14 protein-coding genes are annotated in these 15,253 nt (G+C 65.2%); 4 read left to right on the forward strand and 10 right to left on the reverse strand.

From position 1 onward, the window contains the following. The gene (gene putP / locus BJ997_RS03230; protein WP_338080917.1) at nucleotides 1-1,527 is read left to right on the forward strand and encodes a sodium/proline symporter PutP; all 1,527 of its coding nucleotides are present in this window, start codon (nucleotides 1-3) and stop codon (nucleotides 1,525-1,527) included. 79 nt (nucleotides 1,528-1,606) lie between these two features. On the opposite strand, the gene BJ997_RS03235 is transcribed toward putP, so the two are convergent. Further along, nucleotides 1,607-3,673 carry an MMPL family transporter gene (locus tag BJ997_RS03235; protein WP_035836868.1) on the reverse strand — a complete coding sequence of 689 codons (2,067 nt, stop codon included), beginning with the start codon at nucleotides 3,671-3,673 and terminating at the stop codon, nucleotides 1,607-1,609. Between the two features lie 114 nt (nucleotides 3,674-3,787). Between BJ997_RS03235 and BJ997_RS03240 the strand changes: the two genes are divergently transcribed. Together BJ997_RS03240 and BJ997_RS03245 are read left to right on the forward strand one after the other, a co-directional pair. Further along, nucleotides 3,788-4,267 carry a Fur family transcriptional regulator gene (locus tag BJ997_RS03240; RefSeq protein WP_052542282.1) on the forward strand — a complete coding sequence of 160 codons (480 nt, stop codon included), beginning with the start codon at nucleotides 3,788-3,790 and terminating at the stop codon, nucleotides 4,265-4,267. Nucleotides 4,268-4,332: 65 nt separating this feature from the next. Beyond that, nucleotides 4,333-5,808, forward strand: coding sequence for a catalase (locus tag BJ997_RS03245; RefSeq protein ID WP_035836870.1), 1,476 nt, complete (start codon nucleotides 4,333-4,335; stop codon nucleotides 5,806-5,808). Between the two features lie 69 nt (nucleotides 5,809-5,877). On the opposite strand, the gene BJ997_RS03250 is transcribed toward BJ997_RS03245, so the two are convergent. The 6 genes from BJ997_RS03250 to BJ997_RS03275 all read right to left on the reverse strand — a co-directional run bounded on the left by BJ997_RS03250 (nucleotide 5,878) and on the right by BJ997_RS03275 (nucleotide 10,888). After that, on the reverse strand, nucleotides 5,878-6,237 hold the full coding sequence (locus tag BJ997_RS03250) for a Fe-S oxidoreductase (protein ID WP_420827172.1): 360 nt from the start codon (nucleotides 6,235-6,237) through the stop codon (nucleotides 5,878-5,880). Nucleotides 6,238-6,242: 5 nt separating this feature from the next. After that, a complete protein-coding gene (locus BJ997_RS03255; RefSeq protein WP_236628984.1) occupies nucleotides 6,243-7,748 on the reverse strand; it encodes a dihydrolipoyl dehydrogenase family protein in 1,506 nt (501 codons plus the stop codon). A 44-nt stretch (nucleotides 7,749-7,792) separates the two neighbouring features. Beyond that, nucleotides 7,793-8,587, reverse strand: a complete 795-nt coding sequence (locus tag BJ997_RS03260; protein WP_035836872.1) for a crotonase/enoyl-CoA hydratase family protein — start codon at nucleotides 8,585-8,587, stop codon at nucleotides 7,793-7,795. Continuing rightward, nucleotides 8,584-9,363 (reverse strand): arginase family protein, encoded by a 780-nt coding sequence (locus BJ997_RS03265; RefSeq protein WP_236628986.1) that lies wholly within the window; start codon nucleotides 9,361-9,363, stop codon nucleotides 8,584-8,586. Before BJ997_RS03265 ends, BJ997_RS03260 begins: the two co-directional genes overlap by 4 nt. 107 nt (nucleotides 9,364-9,470) lie before the next feature. Continuing rightward, nucleotides 9,471-10,118, reverse strand: a complete 648-nt coding sequence (locus tag BJ997_RS03270; RefSeq protein WP_035836874.1) for an NADPH-dependent F420 reductase — start codon at nucleotides 10,116-10,118, stop codon at nucleotides 9,471-9,473. 38 nt (nucleotides 10,119-10,156) lie between these two features. Next, on the reverse strand, nucleotides 10,157-10,888 hold the full coding sequence (locus tag BJ997_RS03275) for a PspA/IM30 family protein (protein ID WP_035836875.1): 732 nt from the start codon (nucleotides 10,886-10,888) through the stop codon (nucleotides 10,157-10,159). A 236-nt stretch (nucleotides 10,889-11,124) separates the two neighbouring features. Here BJ997_RS03275 and BJ997_RS03280 point away from each other — a divergent pair, with 236 nt between their 5' ends. Then, nucleotides 11,125-11,901, forward strand: a complete 777-nt coding sequence (locus BJ997_RS03280; RefSeq protein ID WP_236628989.1) for a gamma-glutamyl-gamma-aminobutyrate hydrolase family protein — start codon at nucleotides 11,125-11,127, stop codon at nucleotides 11,899-11,901. A 29-nt stretch (nucleotides 11,902-11,930) separates the two neighbouring features. Here the strand turns inward: BJ997_RS03280 and BJ997_RS03285 are convergent, their stop codons facing one another. From BJ997_RS03285 to BJ997_RS03295, 3 genes are all read right to left on the reverse strand, one after another. After that, nucleotides 11,931-13,160, reverse strand: a complete 1,230-nt coding sequence (locus tag BJ997_RS03285; RefSeq protein WP_035836877.1) for a trans-sulfuration enzyme family protein — start codon at nucleotides 13,158-13,160, stop codon at nucleotides 11,931-11,933. Between the two features lie 87 nt (nucleotides 13,161-13,247). Then, a complete protein-coding gene (locus tag BJ997_RS03290) occupies nucleotides 13,248-14,753 on the reverse strand; it encodes an alanine/glycine:cation symporter family protein (protein ID WP_035836878.1) in 1,506 nt (501 codons plus the stop codon). After that, nucleotides 14,750-15,181: a universal stress protein gene (locus tag BJ997_RS03295; RefSeq protein WP_035836879.1), complete on the reverse strand. Its 432-nt coding sequence runs from the start codon at nucleotides 15,179-15,181 to the stop codon at nucleotides 14,750-14,752. Before BJ997_RS03295 ends, BJ997_RS03290 begins: the two co-directional genes overlap by 4 nt. Nucleotides 15,182-15,253 lie beyond the last annotated feature (72 nt).

Raw genomic sequence — 15,253 nt, forward strand, 5'->3', positions numbered from 1 at the left:
GTGCACTCGTTAAGGCGCTCGGAAACGACCCACGGTTATGTCAGGAGAGCCATTATTTTGTACCTCGCTGCCATGGTCGCGATCGGGTGGTTTGCCTTTCGGCAGACCAAGGATCTCGACGATTATATGCTCGCAGGCCGCGGCCTGAAGCCCGGCACGGCGGCGCTCAGCGCCGGCGCTTCCGACATGTCCGGCTGGCTGCTGCTCGGCCTTCCCGGCGCCATCTATGTATCAGGTTTGGTCGAGGCCTGGATTGCCATCGGCCTCACCATCGGAGCCTGGCTGAACTGGAAGTTCGTGGCCCCGCGGCTGCGTTCTTACACCCAGGTCTCGCAGAACTCCATCACCATCCCGAGCTTCTTCGAAAACAGGCTCAAAGACAAGACGCGCTTGTTGCGCGTCGTATCCGGCCTCATCATCCTCGTTTTCTTCACGTTCTATGTGTCGTCCGGCATGGTCGCCGGCGGTGTGTTCTTTGAGGAATCCTTCGGCTCCACATTCCTCCTGGGCATGCTCATAGTGGCCGGCGTCACCCTGCTCTATACGGTCTTCGGCGGCTTCCTGGGAGCCACCCTCACCGACGTCGCCCAAGGCATCCTCATGCTCGTCGCGCTCGTAGCTGTTCCGCTGATGGCCCTGAGCGCCACCGGCGGCGTCACGGCCACCCTCGACTCCATCCGCGAGGTGGACCCGAACCTGCTGTCCCTCACCGCGGGCGGAACCGTGCTGGGGATCATCTCGGCGGCGGCCTGGGGTCTCGGCTATGTCGGCCAGCCGCACATCATCGTGCGTTTCATGGCTATGCGCACGCCGCAGGACGCCAAGGCAGGACGCCGCATCGGCATCGGCTGGATGGTCGCGACGGCCCTCGGTGCCATTGCCACGGCGCTTATCGGTATCGCGTACTTCCAACAGAACCCCGAGTTGACCCTCGCGAACCCGGAAACTGTCTTCTTGCTGCTGTCGCAGACGCTGTTCCACCCGTTCATCGCCGGGCTCGTGCTGGCGGCGGTGCTGGCTGCGATCATGAGCACGATCTCCTCCCAGCTCATCGTGTGTTCCTCCGCGCTCGTGGAGGACCTCTACAAGATCGTCGGAAAGAAAGATGCCACCCCCAAGCAGTTGGTCATGCTCGGCCGTCTCGGTGTGCTGCTCGTTGCTGTTGTCGCCGGCCTCATCGCGCTCAACCGCGATACGACCATCCTCGCGTTGGTCGGATTCGCCTGGGCCGGATTCGGTGCGGCCTTCGGCCCCGTGGTCCTTCTCTCGCTGTATTGGAAGAAGCTCTCCACCGCGGGAACGTTGGCCTCTATGATCACCGGCGCCGTCGTTGTCTTCATCTGGGGCAACTCCCCGTTGAGCGGCGTGCTCTACGAGATCGTGCCCGGTTTCGCCGCGAGCCTCATTGTGGCCGTGGTGGTCTCTCTCGCGACGTACAAGCCGTCCGCTGAGATCGACGCCGAATTCGACGCCGCAGCGGAACAGGCTCATGCCAAGTACCAGGCACCGAAGAAGGTTTCGGTGTAGCGCAAACAGGTACAACGACGACGGCACCCGAGCCGGCCACCCTGGCCGGTTCGGGTGCCGTCGTCGTGTGGTCTGCGCCCTACCGCGTGAGTGACGAGGCGGGGCGGGAGGGCCACCAGAACCTGTCGCCGGTGATGAAGACCAAGGCAGGCACCAGCACGGTGCGAACGACGAGTGTGTCGAGAAGAACACCGATGCACACGATCACTCCGATCTGGGTCAGGGCCACGACCGGGAGCACGCCGAGCACGGCGAAGACTGCCGCGATCAGGATCCCGGCGCTCGTGATCACCGCTCCGGTCGAACTCAGGCCACGGACCATCCCGTCTGCCGTGCCGTGCCGGATGCTCTCCTGCCGTGCGCGGGTGGTGAGAAAGATGTTGTAATCGACGCCGAGAGCGACCAGGAACAAGAAAGCGAACAGGATCACGTTGGTGTTGAAAGCGGGGAATCCCAGCAGGTTCTGAAAGATCCAGTTTGAGGCTCCGAGGCTCGCGAAGAAGGTGCCGAGCACGGTGATGATCAGCAGCACGGGCGCCACCAGGGACCGCAGAAGCAGGGCGAGAATGGTGAAGACGATGGCGAGGATCAGGGGAATGATCAGATCCTGGTCGCGTTGGGCAAGTGTCTTGGTGTCGAAGGCGGTCGCGTCGTTTCCGCCCACGAGGCTCTCCGAAACCGGACCGGCGGTATCCGCGTACGCCGTTCGGAGCGCCGCGATCGTGAGGAAAGTGTCGTCGCTGCCGGGTTCGCTCTGAAGCGACACGTTCAATCGTGTGAGCCCGTTGGCGCTTTCGCTCGGCTGCACGGCGCCGACTCCGTCGACGGACGACGCGACGGCTGCCGCGTCGTCCGCTGCCGAATCGGGCGTGAGAACCACGGTCTGGCCGGTAAGACCGGCGGAGAAGGATTCGTCGACGATTTTCTGTGCCACCACGGACTCGGGCTTGCCCAACAGCTGGTCGGCCTGGGACAACCCCACTGATGCCCCGACCAGTCCGAGGCTGAGGGCGGCGATGCCGACCGAGGAGATGATCGCGATGCGGATCGGGCGTCGGCGCACGCCGTGGCCAAGCCGGGCCCAGGCACCGGTCGGTTCGGCGTTCGGGTCGACGTCCGGTCGCACGCGCGGGATGAACGGCCAGAACAGGCCACGACCGCAGACGACCAGCGCGGCGGGTAGAACGAGGAGCGCGAAGAGGATGGCGATGACAACCCCGATCGCGCAGGCGATGCCCAGGGCTCGGTTGCCGGAGAGCTCGGCGAAGACGAGGGTGAGCAGGCTCAGGGCCACGGTGCCGCCGCTTGCGGCTATCGCGGGGCCGGCGCTGCGCACCGCCGTGTACATCGCTTCGTTTCGGCTTTCGGTGTGTAGGAGCTCCTCGCGGTAGCGAGCTACCAGAAGCAGTGCGTAGTTGGTGCCGGCTCCGAAGACGAGCACGGACAGGATGCCTGATATGGACGCGTCGAGCCTGAAACCGAGTGGTTCGGCGAGGGCGCCCGCCACGACGCCGGCGAGGGCATCCGCCGCGCCCACGACAGCGAGGGGAACGATCCACAGCACGGGGCTTCGATAGGTCACGATCAGCAAAACGGCCACCACGATCACCGTCACGAGCAACAGCCGGAAGTCGGCGCCAGCAAACGCGTTGGTGATGTCTGCCTGAAACCCGACGGGCCCCGTGACATACGCCGTGAGACTGGCCGGAAGATCCGTGGACGCTGCAGAGCGGATCTCGGTGGCCGTGCGGGTGATGTCGTCGGAGACGCCGCTCGACTCGAGCGGAACCACACTGAGGGCGGCCTGGCCATCGTCGCTGAACCGGGGGATCGTTGCGGGGGGAGCCGTTGATTGCTCGCCGAGAGCCTCGGCACGCGCCGCGATCGCCGCGGAATCGGCTTCGGTCAGCGGCGAGCCGTCACGACTCCACACCACGATTGCCGACGTCGCCTTCGCCGATGGGAAATCCGCAAGGAGGGCGTCTACCTGCGCGGCTTGGCTCGAATCGGGAAGCCCGGAACTGGGAAAATCGTCGCCGGAGGCGCTTGGCAGCAGGGCAAAGAGCAGGCCCACGGCGATTGCCGTGGCTGCAAGAACCAGCCAGGCGGTGCCGCGCCCTGACACGAATCGAGCAATTGCTCTCACGGTTTCTCCACTCAGTCGCTAATAGTACTGAATGATCATATTGCTAACTCGGCTAGCAATATCACACCCCTTCACTTGTTTTGAGTAATTCAAGACAAGTGCTAACCTTGACTCATGTCCGAAAGCGCTCTCCCCGTTTCCCCTGGCAGAGCACTCGGGTTATCATCGCCCAGCGAGGTGGCCGACAGCATCCGTTCCGCGGCCCTCAAGGTGACGGAGCCCAGACTCGCTGTGCTCGCCGCGCTGACGAGCACACCGCACGTAAGCGCTGAACAGCTCTTCACCCTCGTCAAGGCACAGCTGCCGAGCACCTCCCTGCAGGCCGTGTACGGAGTTCTGGCGGCATTCGGAAACGCCGGCCTCGTGCGCAAGGTCGAACCGGCCGGTTCCCCCGCCCTATTTGAACGTCGGGTCGGCGACAACCACCATCACCTCGTCTGCACACGCTGCAGCGTCGTGCATGATGTGGACTGCGCCGTCGGCTCTGCTCCCTGCCTTGTTCCGGAGAACGATTCGGGGTTTGCCGTTCATGCAGCGGAGGTAACCTACTGGGGTCTCTGCCCGGCCTGTCAGGTCGACCTCGCCGCCCTCTGACGTTCCACGTCTCTTCCTCTCACCTTCCTCTCCAGCACGTCTTTCCCACAACACAAAGGAGTCTCATGACCATCGAGCCCACCACCACCCAGTCGGGAACCCCCGTCGCGAGCGACGAGCATTCGCTCACCGTCGGCCCGAACGGCGTCACCGCCCTGCACGACCGCTACCTGGTCGAGAAGCTCGCGCAGTTCAACCGCGAACGTATCCCGGAGCGCATCGTGCACGCCAAGGGCGGCGGAGCCCACGGGCAGTTTGTTGTCACCGGAGACGTGTCGAAGTACACCCGTGCGGCCGTCTTTCAGCCGGGCACGACCACCGACACCCTGCAGCGCTTCTCGAGCGTTGCCGGCGAGCAGGGCAGCCCTGACACCTGGCGCGATGTGCGTGGCTTCTCCGTGAAGTTCTATACGTCAGAGGGCAACTACGACATCGTCGGAAACAACACCCCGGTGTTCTTCATCCGCGACGGGATCAAGTTCCCCGACTTCATCCACTCCCAGAAGCGTCTTCCCGGCTCCGGCCTTCGCGACGCCACCATGCAGTGGGATTTCTGGACCCTCTCCCCGGAGTCGGCACACCAGGTGACCTACCTCATGGGTGACCGCGGCCTGCCCGTGTCCTGGCGCACGATGCCCGGCTTCGGCTCGCACACCTACCAGTGGATCAACGCCGCCGGCGAGCGCTTCTGGGTGAAGTACCACTTCACGTCCAACCAGGGCAACGCCGAAATGGACGGCCCAGAGGCCGAGCTCATTGCCGGCGCCGACGCCGACTACTACCGTCGCGATCTGCACGACGCCATCGAAGAGGGCAACTTCCCGTCCTGGAACGTGTCTGTACAGGTCATGCCCTACGAGCAGGGCAAGACGTACCGCTTCAACCCCTTCGACGTGACCAAGGTGTGGCCGCACGCCGACTTCCCGCTCATCCCGGTGGGAACGCACACGCTCAACCGCAACCCGGAGAACTTCTTCGCCGAGATAGAGCAGGCCGCCTTCTCCCCGGCGAACATGGTTCCCGGAATCGCCGCGAGCCCAGACAAGATGCTGATGGCGCGCATCTTCTCCTATCCGGACGCGCAGCGCTACCGCATCGGAACCAACTTCAACCAGATTCCGATCAACGCCCCGCAGGCGCCCGTGAACAACTACTCGCAGGATGGCGCGGCCCGCCACGGGTTCAACCCGCCGTCGGCACCGAACTACGCACCGAACTCGCTCGGCGGGCCGGTGGCTGACGCCGCCGCAGCTGGCGAAGGCAGCTGGGAGAACGACGGTTCGTTGCTGAACTCCGCCGCGACGCTGCGCAGCGAGGACAGCGACTTCGGACAGGCCGGAACCCTCTACCGTGAGGTGTACGACGACGCGGCCAAGGCACGCTTCCTCGCCACCATCACCGGTGCCGTCAGCGGAGTGACCCGCCCAGAGGTCACCGAGCGCGCCATCTGGTACTGGACGAGCGTGGACGCTGAGCTCGGCGCGAGCCTGCGCAGCAACCTCGAGGCCCTAGCCGCCGCCGAGCTCGCGAGCTCGAAGTAGTCACCGAATAAAGGCACGACGGCAACGCCCGGTCTTCTCGGAGACCGGGCGTTCCCGCGTTCCGCAGGCTCAGCGCAGGTAGCCGCCCTTTTCGAGGCCCGCTTCGATCTCGTAGCGATTGGTGAGCGGGTTACGACCGGCCAGACCGTACAGCACGGGAAAGAGCATGCCGTAGCGCTGCCATTGGCGCTTGTGTACGGCCTCGTGCTCGAGCACATCCGCTGATACATTCTGCTTGGTCAGGTAGCAGCCGCCCACGCAGGACCCACCGCGGCCGAATGTCCACGACGGCATGCCGCGAAAGACGAGGAGGCCGTTTCGGCGTTCCACCCGGCCCGTGCTCCACAGGGAACCCCACACAGTGCCCACCAGGGTGGCATAGGCATAACCCGCCCGGCTGAGGGGGGAATCGAAAAGAAAACCGCGCACACCCACTACGGTAGCTCGATGCCCGGGCGTCCGTACTGCTCGAGCAGACGTAGCCACACCTCGCTCAGGGTCGGGTAGCTCGGCACGGCGTGCCAGAGGCGGCCGATCGACACCTCGCCCACAATGGCGATCGTGGCGGAGTGCAGCAGCTCGGCCACGTCTTGGCCGACGAATGTCGCGCCGATGATCACCTCACGGTCGAGATCGACGATCATGCGAGCCTTGCCCGTATAGCCGTCGGCCAGCGTGCTCGCGCCCCCGAGCGCGGCGAGGTCGTGATCGAGGATGCGAACACGGTAGCCGGCCTTGACCGCGCCGGCGGCGGTGAGTCCCACCGAGGCGACCTCCGGGTCGGTGAAGGTGACCTGCGGAACGGCCGCGTGGTCGGCGGTCGCCACATGGGCTCCCCACGGACCATCGTCGACAACGGCTCCCGCGGACCTCGCCACGATCGCGTCCCCAGCGCCACGGGCCTGATACTTGCCCTGGTGGGTGAGCAGCGCTCTTTTGTTCACATCGCCCGTGGCGTACAGCCAGCTTCCAGACAGCATAGGTGAGTCTCCCTGCACGAGTAGGGTGTCGTCCACGTTCAGCCACTCACCGGGTGTCAGGCCCACGGTCTCCACGCCGAGATCGTTCGTGACCGCCACCCTGCCCACGGCCACCAGCACCTCGGCCGCCGTCACAGTGCGTCCGTCGTGGAGGGTCAGCTCCACCTCACCGGAGGCTGTGCGGTGCGCTCGGGTGGTGGCAGTTTCGAGCAAGACAGTCGCGCCGCTCTCCTCGAGTGCGCTGGCGACGAGCGATCCGGCAAAGGGTTCTTGGGCACCCAGAATGGAGCTGCGGGCAATCATCGTGACCTTCGCGCCGAGCGAGACGAAGGCGGTGGCCATTTCGGTGGCCACGGTTCCGCCGCCGATGATGGCCAGGCTTGGCGGCACGACCTGCACGGATGTCGCCTCGCGGCTCGTCCAGGGGCTCACGTCGTTGAGGCCGGGGATATCGGGCAGGAGAGCCGCGGAGCCGGTACTCAGCACGACGGCATGCCGGGCGGTGAGCACGGTGACGGCACCGTCGGCGGCTGTGACAGTCACCTCTCGTTTTCCGGTGAGGCGGCCGTGGCCGCGTTCAAGAGAAATTCCGGCGCTGTCCAGCCAGCGCACCTGCCCCTCGTCCGACCAGTTGCTGGCAATCGCATCCCGCCGCTTCAGAACGGCCGACACGTCGACGACGGCAGTGCCCGCTCCGGCCGCGGGGGTCATTAGCCGCTCTGCGGCACCCGGCACCCGGCGAGCCGCGGCGAGGGCAGCACCGCTGCGCAGCAGCACCTTGGACGGCATACACGCCCAGTAGGAGCATTCCCCACCGACCAGGTCGTTTTCGACGATTACGGTGCTCAGGCCACCCTGGCTCGTGCGGTCAGCCACGTTTTCGCCGACCGCACCGCCCCCGACCACGATCACGTCGTAGAGGGCTGTGGTCTGGGTGCTCGGGGAGGGCTGCGTCATCATGGCAGAATCATACCTGCGTCGGCTTCGTACGACCCCGCTTGAGGCTAGCGGCCTTCGAAAACTGCTGGCGTGCGGCTGAGGAACGATTCCATGCCGATGCGGGCATCTTTCGTGGCGGCGAGCCGAGCCAGGGCCGGCTGCAGTTCGGCTTCGGCGGCGGCATCGCCGTGGCGCACGGCCGTGCGCGCGCTCGCGAGCGTGGCCTGCACGGCGAGGGGTGCCTGAGCGGCGATCCGCTCGGCGAGGGCGAGCGCATGCTCGAATTGGGTCCCGTCGGGCACGATCTCCTGCACAAGGCCGATTCGGAGTGCTTCCGCCGCATCGAACGTGTCACCGGTGAGGAGCCAGCGCATGGCGTTGCCCCAGCCGATCGCACGAGGAAGTCGGATGGTGGCACCGCCGAACGGGAGAATTCCCCGCGACACCTCGATCTGGCCGAACACCGTTGACTCGGCAGCCACGGCGATGTCGCTGGCCAGGATGAGCTCGATCCCCAGCGTGAGGCAGGTGCCCTGAACGGCCATGACGACGGGCTTCGACAGGGACGTGCCGTCGACCTGCCACGGATTGATCCCGCTGTCGGGCACCATGTCCAGACCATCGGGGCCGAGTCGGGGCCCCACATCGGCGAGGTCAAGCCCTGCGGTGAAGTGGTCGCCGAGCGCGTGCACCAGACCGACGCGCAACTGCGGGTCTCGGTCGAGTTCGCCGTAGGCGAGGGAGAGCTGCTGCAAGAGTGCGAAGTCCGCGGCATTGCGTTTCTCCGGGCGGTTGAAGCCGATGAGCAGCACATGGCCGCGCCGTTCGGTGACAATCCGGTTGACAGTCGGCTCGGTCATGGGCGCGTCAACGATCCGATGATGCGCAGGATACTCGGCAGGTCGTCTGTCGCAGCGGCAGGGGAGCTGGGGGAGAACCCCACGATGCTCGCGCCGACCACACTGAACTCCGCGCGCAGAGCGACGACGGCGTTCGTGAGCGCGGCCACGCTCAGGCCGAACGGAACGAGATCGGCGAGCCCGGTCACGGCGGAGGGATCGAGCACGTCCAGGGCGATGTGCACGTAGACGCTGGTGGCGCCGGTGGCGCGGACAGCGGCGAGGAGAGCGTCCGGGGCGTTGAGCTCCTCCACCGTGAAACCGCGAATCGACCGATTCGTGATGATCTCGGCCTCGGCGGGATCGATGTCGCGTGCGCCCACGAGCACGATCTTGTCGAAGGGAATGTGACTGGCGTCGTCCAGGGCGACGTTGGGGTGCCCTTCGCCAGCGATCGCCCGCAGCACCATGCCGCAGAAACCGCCGGACGGTGACGTCTCCGGCGTATGGAGTTCGGGGTGGGCCCCGAACCAGAGGAGCGCGACATCTCCCGGATGCTGCCGGCTGGCGTGCTCGACGGACGCGAGAGAGACGCCGCAGTCGCCGCCGATCGTGAGCGCCCAGTCCTTCGTGAGACGCAGCACGGCTGCTTGCCGCTCCCGCACGATTTGAATGGAGGAGAAACGATGGATGCCGGTGTCGAGGGCGTCTCCGGCCTCGACCGGCACGTCGACCTCCCGTGTCGCCGACGCGGGCAGATCGCCTTGAATGGCCACGGCCCCGTCGACGAGGCGCATGGCGCGTGGAGAAACAGAACCCTGCCATTGTGGAACTACAACGAAAGTGGGAGCCATACTTCAGTATGGCCCGCCGGGTGGCCCGGCGCGAAACGGCGGTCCGTCGGTCACATATCCCGGTAGCGGATCGCCGCTGCGAGGGCGTTGCGCAGGGCGAAGAGATCCAGGCTTGCGCCGAAGCCGGGCGTGTCGCGCTGGATGCGCCATCCTTCCTCGAGCGGCCCGATGTCCAGGCTGTCAAAGCCGAAGACATCGATGAGCGACGCCACGACTTCCCGTGCCGACGGGTCGTGGCCGGCGACGATCAGTGCGCGACGCTCGGGTGATCCAGCGGGGCGACTCTCGGTCGTCAGGCTGACGGCGTCGACGTGATTGAATGCCTTGACCACCCGGGAGTCAGGCAGGTGCGCTTGCACGAGCTCGGACACCGTCGTCGTCTCGGTGTCGAGCGGCTCGATGGCCCCGTCACGCTTTGGCTCATAATTGTTGGTGTCGATGACGATCTTGCCGGCCAATTCCTCCACGGGAATGCTGGCGAGGGCCGCGAGTGGCACTGACACGATGACGATATCGCCGGCGAGGGCGGCCTCCGTCGGGGTCGCTGCTCGCGCGCCCTGGCCGAGCTCCGTCACGAGCCAGGCCAGGGATTGCGGGCCGTGGGCGTTGCTCACCACGACCTTGTAACCATTGCGCACCGCAAGGCGGGCTAACTGGCTGCCCATGTGGCCGGCACCGATGAGTCCAAGAGTTGTCATAGGGGCATCAAAGCACGGTTTCGGCCACGGCAGCCCGATCAGCTTCCGAGCGCGGGGTTCGATCCTGCCTTCAGGGCCGCCAAGCGGGCGTCCACCTCGGAGAGTTCCCCGAGGTCTTCGAGGCTCTCGAACTGGGCGTCGAGGCTCGAGGCTGCCAGCTCACTGGCGCCACGCACTCGTGCCTCTTCGCGACGAATCTTGTCCTCGAACCGGCTGACCTCGCTCGTGGGATCCATCAGGTCAATGCTCTTCACGGCATCCATCACCTGCTGCTGTGCCTGGGCTGTCTTGGCGCGGGCGATGAGTTCGTCGCGCTTGGAGGAAAGCTGGTTCAGCTTGTCCTTCATGGCGTTGAGGCCGCTCTTGAGCTGCTCGACCACGGCCGTCTGCGCCACGATCTGCGGTTCGGCCTGTTTCGCTTCCTTCTCGCTCGCGAGTTGGCGACCGAGAGCGACCTTCGCGAGGTTGTCGAATTTGTCAGCATCCGCGGGATTGCCGCTCGTGCGCAGCTGGTCGGCCTTGCGACTCGCGGCAAGTGCCTTGTTGCCCCACTCGCCGGCGGCTTCCACGTCTTCCCGATAATCGTCTTCAAGCAGGCGGAGGTTGCCGATCGTCTCAGCGATGGCGCTCTCCGCGTCGGCGATGCTGTTGGTGAAGTCCCGCACCATCTGGTCGAGCATCAGCTTCGGGTCTTCCGCCGAGTCCAGCAGGGAGTTGATGTTGGCCTTGGCCAGCTGGGAAATACGGCCAAAGATGGACTGTTTCACCACGTTGTGGTCCTTTCGAAAGCCTCAGTGAGGGCGGCGAGTCTTGAACAGATGAGGGCCGTGCTCGGTCGAGCATACGACCCGTCTGGGTTCTAAGTCTAGGAACCGCGTCTGAACAGGGACTGAGGTCTGGCGTGCGGCCCAGGTTGCACTGTGTTACGCACGCCCTCGCTCCCGGCGCCGTGCGCATCCAGAATAGGGATAACGACTACACCCCAACGGATGCGGAGGCGACCGAAATGACACAGCTCACTACTTCGATGTTCGCCCCCCGTCTCGTGGTCATCGAGGTCACCGGGACCCGACCAGACCGCCCGGAGTATCACGCCAAGGTGCAGGTGCTCAACGGCCGTGTCGTCACCGACGGAGTGAGCGACGGCTGGAACGTCATGCGTATCGCCGCGGCGGACGTCACCCCCGACGAACTCCTCTGGGATACCCGGCATGCTGACGCCATCGTGATCGTGGGCGGCGAAGACATCACTCCGAGTTTCTATGGGGAAACAACGGGCTACGAGGGCGAAACCGCGCACTTCGCGGCGGCCGACGAAGGCCAGATCGCGGTCGTGCGGCGTGCTCTGGCCGCAGGCACCCCGCTTCTCGGCATTTGCCGCGGCTTGCAGATCATCAATGTGGCCCTCGGAGGATCGATCGTTCAGCACATCGACGAGGGAATCCACAAGAACGAGGGCGTACCAATCGACGAGATCCTCTCGACGCATACTGTCACCCTCACTACGACGAGCGGGCTGGCCCGTGGCCTGGGCGGCACCGACATTGTCGTGCAAAGCGCCCACCACCAGAGCGTCGGTCGGCTCGGCGCCGGGCTGGTGGCTGCCGCGGTCGCGCCGGACGGACTCATCGAGGCGCTCGAACACCACACCGCGCCGATCACCGGCGTGCAGTGGCACCCCGAAGCGCCCGACGCTCCGGCCGACCAGCTGCCCCGGCTGCTCGCCTCCCTACGGGGCCACGTCGAGTCGAGCCGACGGGAGCGGGAGCTCGTAGCCGCCTGAGTCGGGCAGCACAGGCGGGGTGCCGCCGGTCAGGCCGGGCCGAAGGTCTCGTCGAGGGCGGCGGAGAGGTCCGCCACCAGATCCGCGGTGTCTTCGATGCCGACCGAGAGACGCAGATGTCCGAACTGCCGAAAGTGCGGCGGATAGCCCGCAACGCGCGGTCCTGAACCGTCCACGTGCACAATCAGGGTCTCATCGTGGCCGAGTGAGACGGCGGAGGTGATCACGCGCAGAGCGGCCACAAAACAGTTCTGGGTATCAGCGTCACCGTCCACGGCGAAGGCCATCATGCCGCCGAAACCGTTCGGGAGCTGGCGTATCGCCAGTTCGTGTTGCGGATGCGAGGCGAGCCCGGGGTAGGCGACGTACGCCACGCGCGGATCGGCTTCGAGGAACTCGGCAACGGAGAGTGCTGACGCGCAGTGCTGACGGATGCGCAGGGGCAACGTGACCGAGCCGCGCATGATCAACCAGGCGTTGAAGGGGCTGATCACTCCGCCCACGTCGACCATGGCATCCAGTTTGATCTCTCGAATCAGGTCGGCGCTGCCGACCACGACGCCACCCATCGCGTCACCGTGCCCGTTGATGTACTTCGTCAACGAGTGAACGACGAGGTCGGCGCCGTGATCCAACGGCCGGAACAACGGAGGCGGCGTGAAGGTGTTGTCTACCGACAGGAGTGCGCCGGCGGCATGGGCGATCTCGGCAACGGCCGCGACATCCGTCACCGTGGTCGTGGGGTTGCCCACGGTCTCCACATGGACGAGGCGGGTTTCGGGGCGGATGGCGGCGCGCACGGCGTTGAGATCTGTCGAATCCACGAAGGTGGCCAGGATGCCGTATTTTTTGGTCAGCAGGTCGGTGAACAGGCGATAGACGGCCTCGTAAGTCACGTTGGCGACAACAACGTGGTCGCCGGATTGCAGCAGCGTGAAGAACACCGCATGCAGGGCGGCCACTCCGCTGCCGAGCACCACGGCCTCTTCGCCGTGTTCGAGCGCGGCGAGCTTCTGCTGCAGGCCGAGTTGGTTGACGCCGGTGTTGCGCGTGTACAGACCGGTGCCGGTGCCCGACCAGCTGAGGGTGGACGGGTCCTCCGGCAGGGCAAAGGAATTCGCCATCACGATGGGCGTGCGCAGCGCACCGGAACCGACATCGATCTCGTTGCCTGTGTGCACCGACTGGGTTCCAAACCCCAGGGTCGCGGGCTCATGCTTGTCGGGGCGGCCGGTGGTGGTCGAGGTCGGCGTAGTCATGCCTACACGCTATTGCGATTGCCGAAGGTGTGGGCGCACGTTACGTCGCAGACTCACGTGCGGCCCACTTTTGCTGGTCGACAACTGCTACTTCTCCACCATGGCGAATTCGCCGGACTCAACCTTCGCACGGTAGCTGAAGATCTCCTTCTTGATGACGCGGGCCATCAGGTAGAGGCCGATCACGTTGGGGATCGCCATGGCGAAAATCATCGCGTCGGAGAACGCGATCACGGGGCCGAGCGACAGCGACGCGCCCACGACCGTGAACATGCAGAACGCCACCTTGAAGCCGAGCTCGGCGCGCGGGCTGTCCTTGAACAGGTAGCCCGTGGCCTTCATGCCATAGTACGACCACGAGATCATGGTCGAGAAGGCGAAGAGCACAACGGCGACGGCGAGCAGGATCGGGAACCACGGTGCCACGGTTTTGAACGCGGCCGACGTGGTCTCGACTCCCGCGGCGCTCGACGTGTCGCGCCAGGTGCCGGTGATCACGATCGCCAGCGCGGTCATGGTGCAGATCACGACGGTGTCGATGAAGGGCTCGAGCAGGGCGACGAAACCTTCGGTCGCTGGCTCCTTGGTCTTGACCGCGGAGTGGGCGATGGACGCGGAACCCACACCGGCCTCGTTGGAAAACGCGGCGCGTTGGAAGCCCTGGATGAGCACACCGACGAAGCCGCCGGCGATGCCCTCCGGGTTGAAGGCGCCGACGAAGATCTGGCTGATCGCGTCCGGGATGGCGGTGAAGTTGGTGAAGATCACCGCGAGGCAGCCGATGATGTAGAGAACGGCCATGAACGGCACGATCTTCTCCGTGACCTTGGCGATCGACTTGATGCCGCCGATGATGACCGCCGCCACGGCGAGCGCGAAGACGAGGCCGATCACGAAGCGCCACGGTCCGAGGGGCCCGTCGGCACCGCCGGTCACGTTGATGATCTGGCTCGTGGCTTGGTTGGCCTGGAACATGTTGCCGCCGCCGATGGCGCCGCCGATGCAGAACAGGGCGAACAGCACGGCGAGGAACTTGCCAAGCCTGCGCTTGCCGAGGGCGGCGAGGCCATCGCGCAGGTAGTACATCGGTCCGCCGGAGACCGACCCGTCGGCCCGTTCGATGCGGTACTTCACACCGAGCGTGCATTCGGCCATCTTGGTGCTCATGCTGAGGAACCCGACCACGATCATCCAGAACGTCGCGCCGGGGCCACCGATCGATACGGCGACGGCCACACCGGCGATATTGCCGAGCCCGACAGTGCCGGAGATGGCTGTCGTCAGCGCCTGAAAATGAGAGACCTCTCCAGCATCGGCGGGCTCGGAATAGCGCCCGCGCACGAGGTTGATCGCGTGCTTGATTCCGCGCACGTTTTGAAATTTGAGGTAGATCGTGAAGAACAGCGCCGCGACGACGAGCCACGTCACAATGACGGGAATCTCCATATAGGAGAGCGACTCCGGGTCGCCGATCTTGACGGAGTAGAAGATGATGCCGCTGATGAAATCGGCGATCGGAGTGAAGGCGGTGCTGATCGTCTCGTCGATGGTGGCCGTGTGCACGATCGCGGCCGAGGCCGTCTGGCCGATCACGGAACCACCGTGACGGGCGTCTTCGACATCTGGATCAGTCGAACCGGGGTGCTGCCGAAGAGCACCTGCTTGAGCCTGGAATCACCAGTGCGCCCCACGATGATCTGAGTTGCGGTGTGGCGCGTGGCCAGAGAGACCAACTGATCTGCTGGGCTGCCGTGAACGACACTCGTGGTGGGTGTCACCAAGAATTCCGCGGTGACGTCCACGGCCGGCTGTATGATCTGCTTCTCGGCGGCGGCGATCTCCTGGGCCTTGCTCGCCGAACGGTGGGCGTTTTCATCGGGGCTGTTGAACGAATAGGGAGACCACGGGATCACATGCACGATGTGGAGCGCCGCCCCCGATTCGTCGGCGAGCCGACAGGCGAATGCCACGGCCCTTCTGCTCGATTCACTTCGATCAATTCCCACAAGTAATGACGTCATTGTCTCTCCTTCGTTGGCTTATCGGGATCGCCGATAACACCGCGTGAGGACCAACACTATGTTGAAGATGTG

Source organism: Cryobacterium roopkundense, from assembly GCF_014200405.1.
Classification (GTDB): domain Bacteria; phylum Actinomycetota; class Actinomycetes; order Actinomycetales; family Microbacteriaceae; genus Cryobacterium; species Cryobacterium roopkundense.

Coding starts and splice junctions, on each gene's coding strand:
- BJ997_RS03280 (WP_236628989.1), top strand. CDS start 11,125: ATGACACAGCTCACTACTTCGATGTTCGCCCCCCGTCTCGTGGTCATC.
- BJ997_RS03240 (WP_052542282.1), top strand. CDS start 3,788: ATGTCCGAAAGCGCTCTCCCCGTTTCCCCTGGCAGAGCACTCGGGTTA.
- BJ997_RS03245 (WP_035836870.1), top strand. CDS start 4,333: ATGACCATCGAGCCCACCACCACCCAGTCGGGAACCCCCGTCGCGAGC.
- BJ997_RS03285 (WP_035836877.1), bottom strand. CDS start 13,160: ATGACTACGCCGACCTCGACCACCACCGGCCGCCCCGACAAGCATGAG.
- BJ997_RS03255 (WP_236628984.1), bottom strand. CDS start 7,748: ATGATGACGCAGCCCTCCCCGAGCACCCAGACCACAGCCCTCTACGAC.
- BJ997_RS03295 (WP_035836879.1), bottom strand. CDS start 15,181: ATGACGTCATTACTTGTGGGAATTGATCGAAGTGAATCGAGCAGAAGG.
- BJ997_RS03265 (WP_236628986.1), bottom strand. CDS start 9,363: ATGCGCCTCGTCGACGGGGCCGTGGCCATTCAAGGCGATCTGCCCGCG.
- BJ997_RS03270 (WP_035836874.1), bottom strand. CDS start 10,118: ATGACAACTCTTGGACTCATCGGTGCCGGCCACATGGGCAGCCAGTTA.
- BJ997_RS03260 (WP_035836872.1), bottom strand. CDS start 8,587: ATGACCGAGCCGACTGTCAACCGGATTGTCACCGAACGGCGCGGCCAT.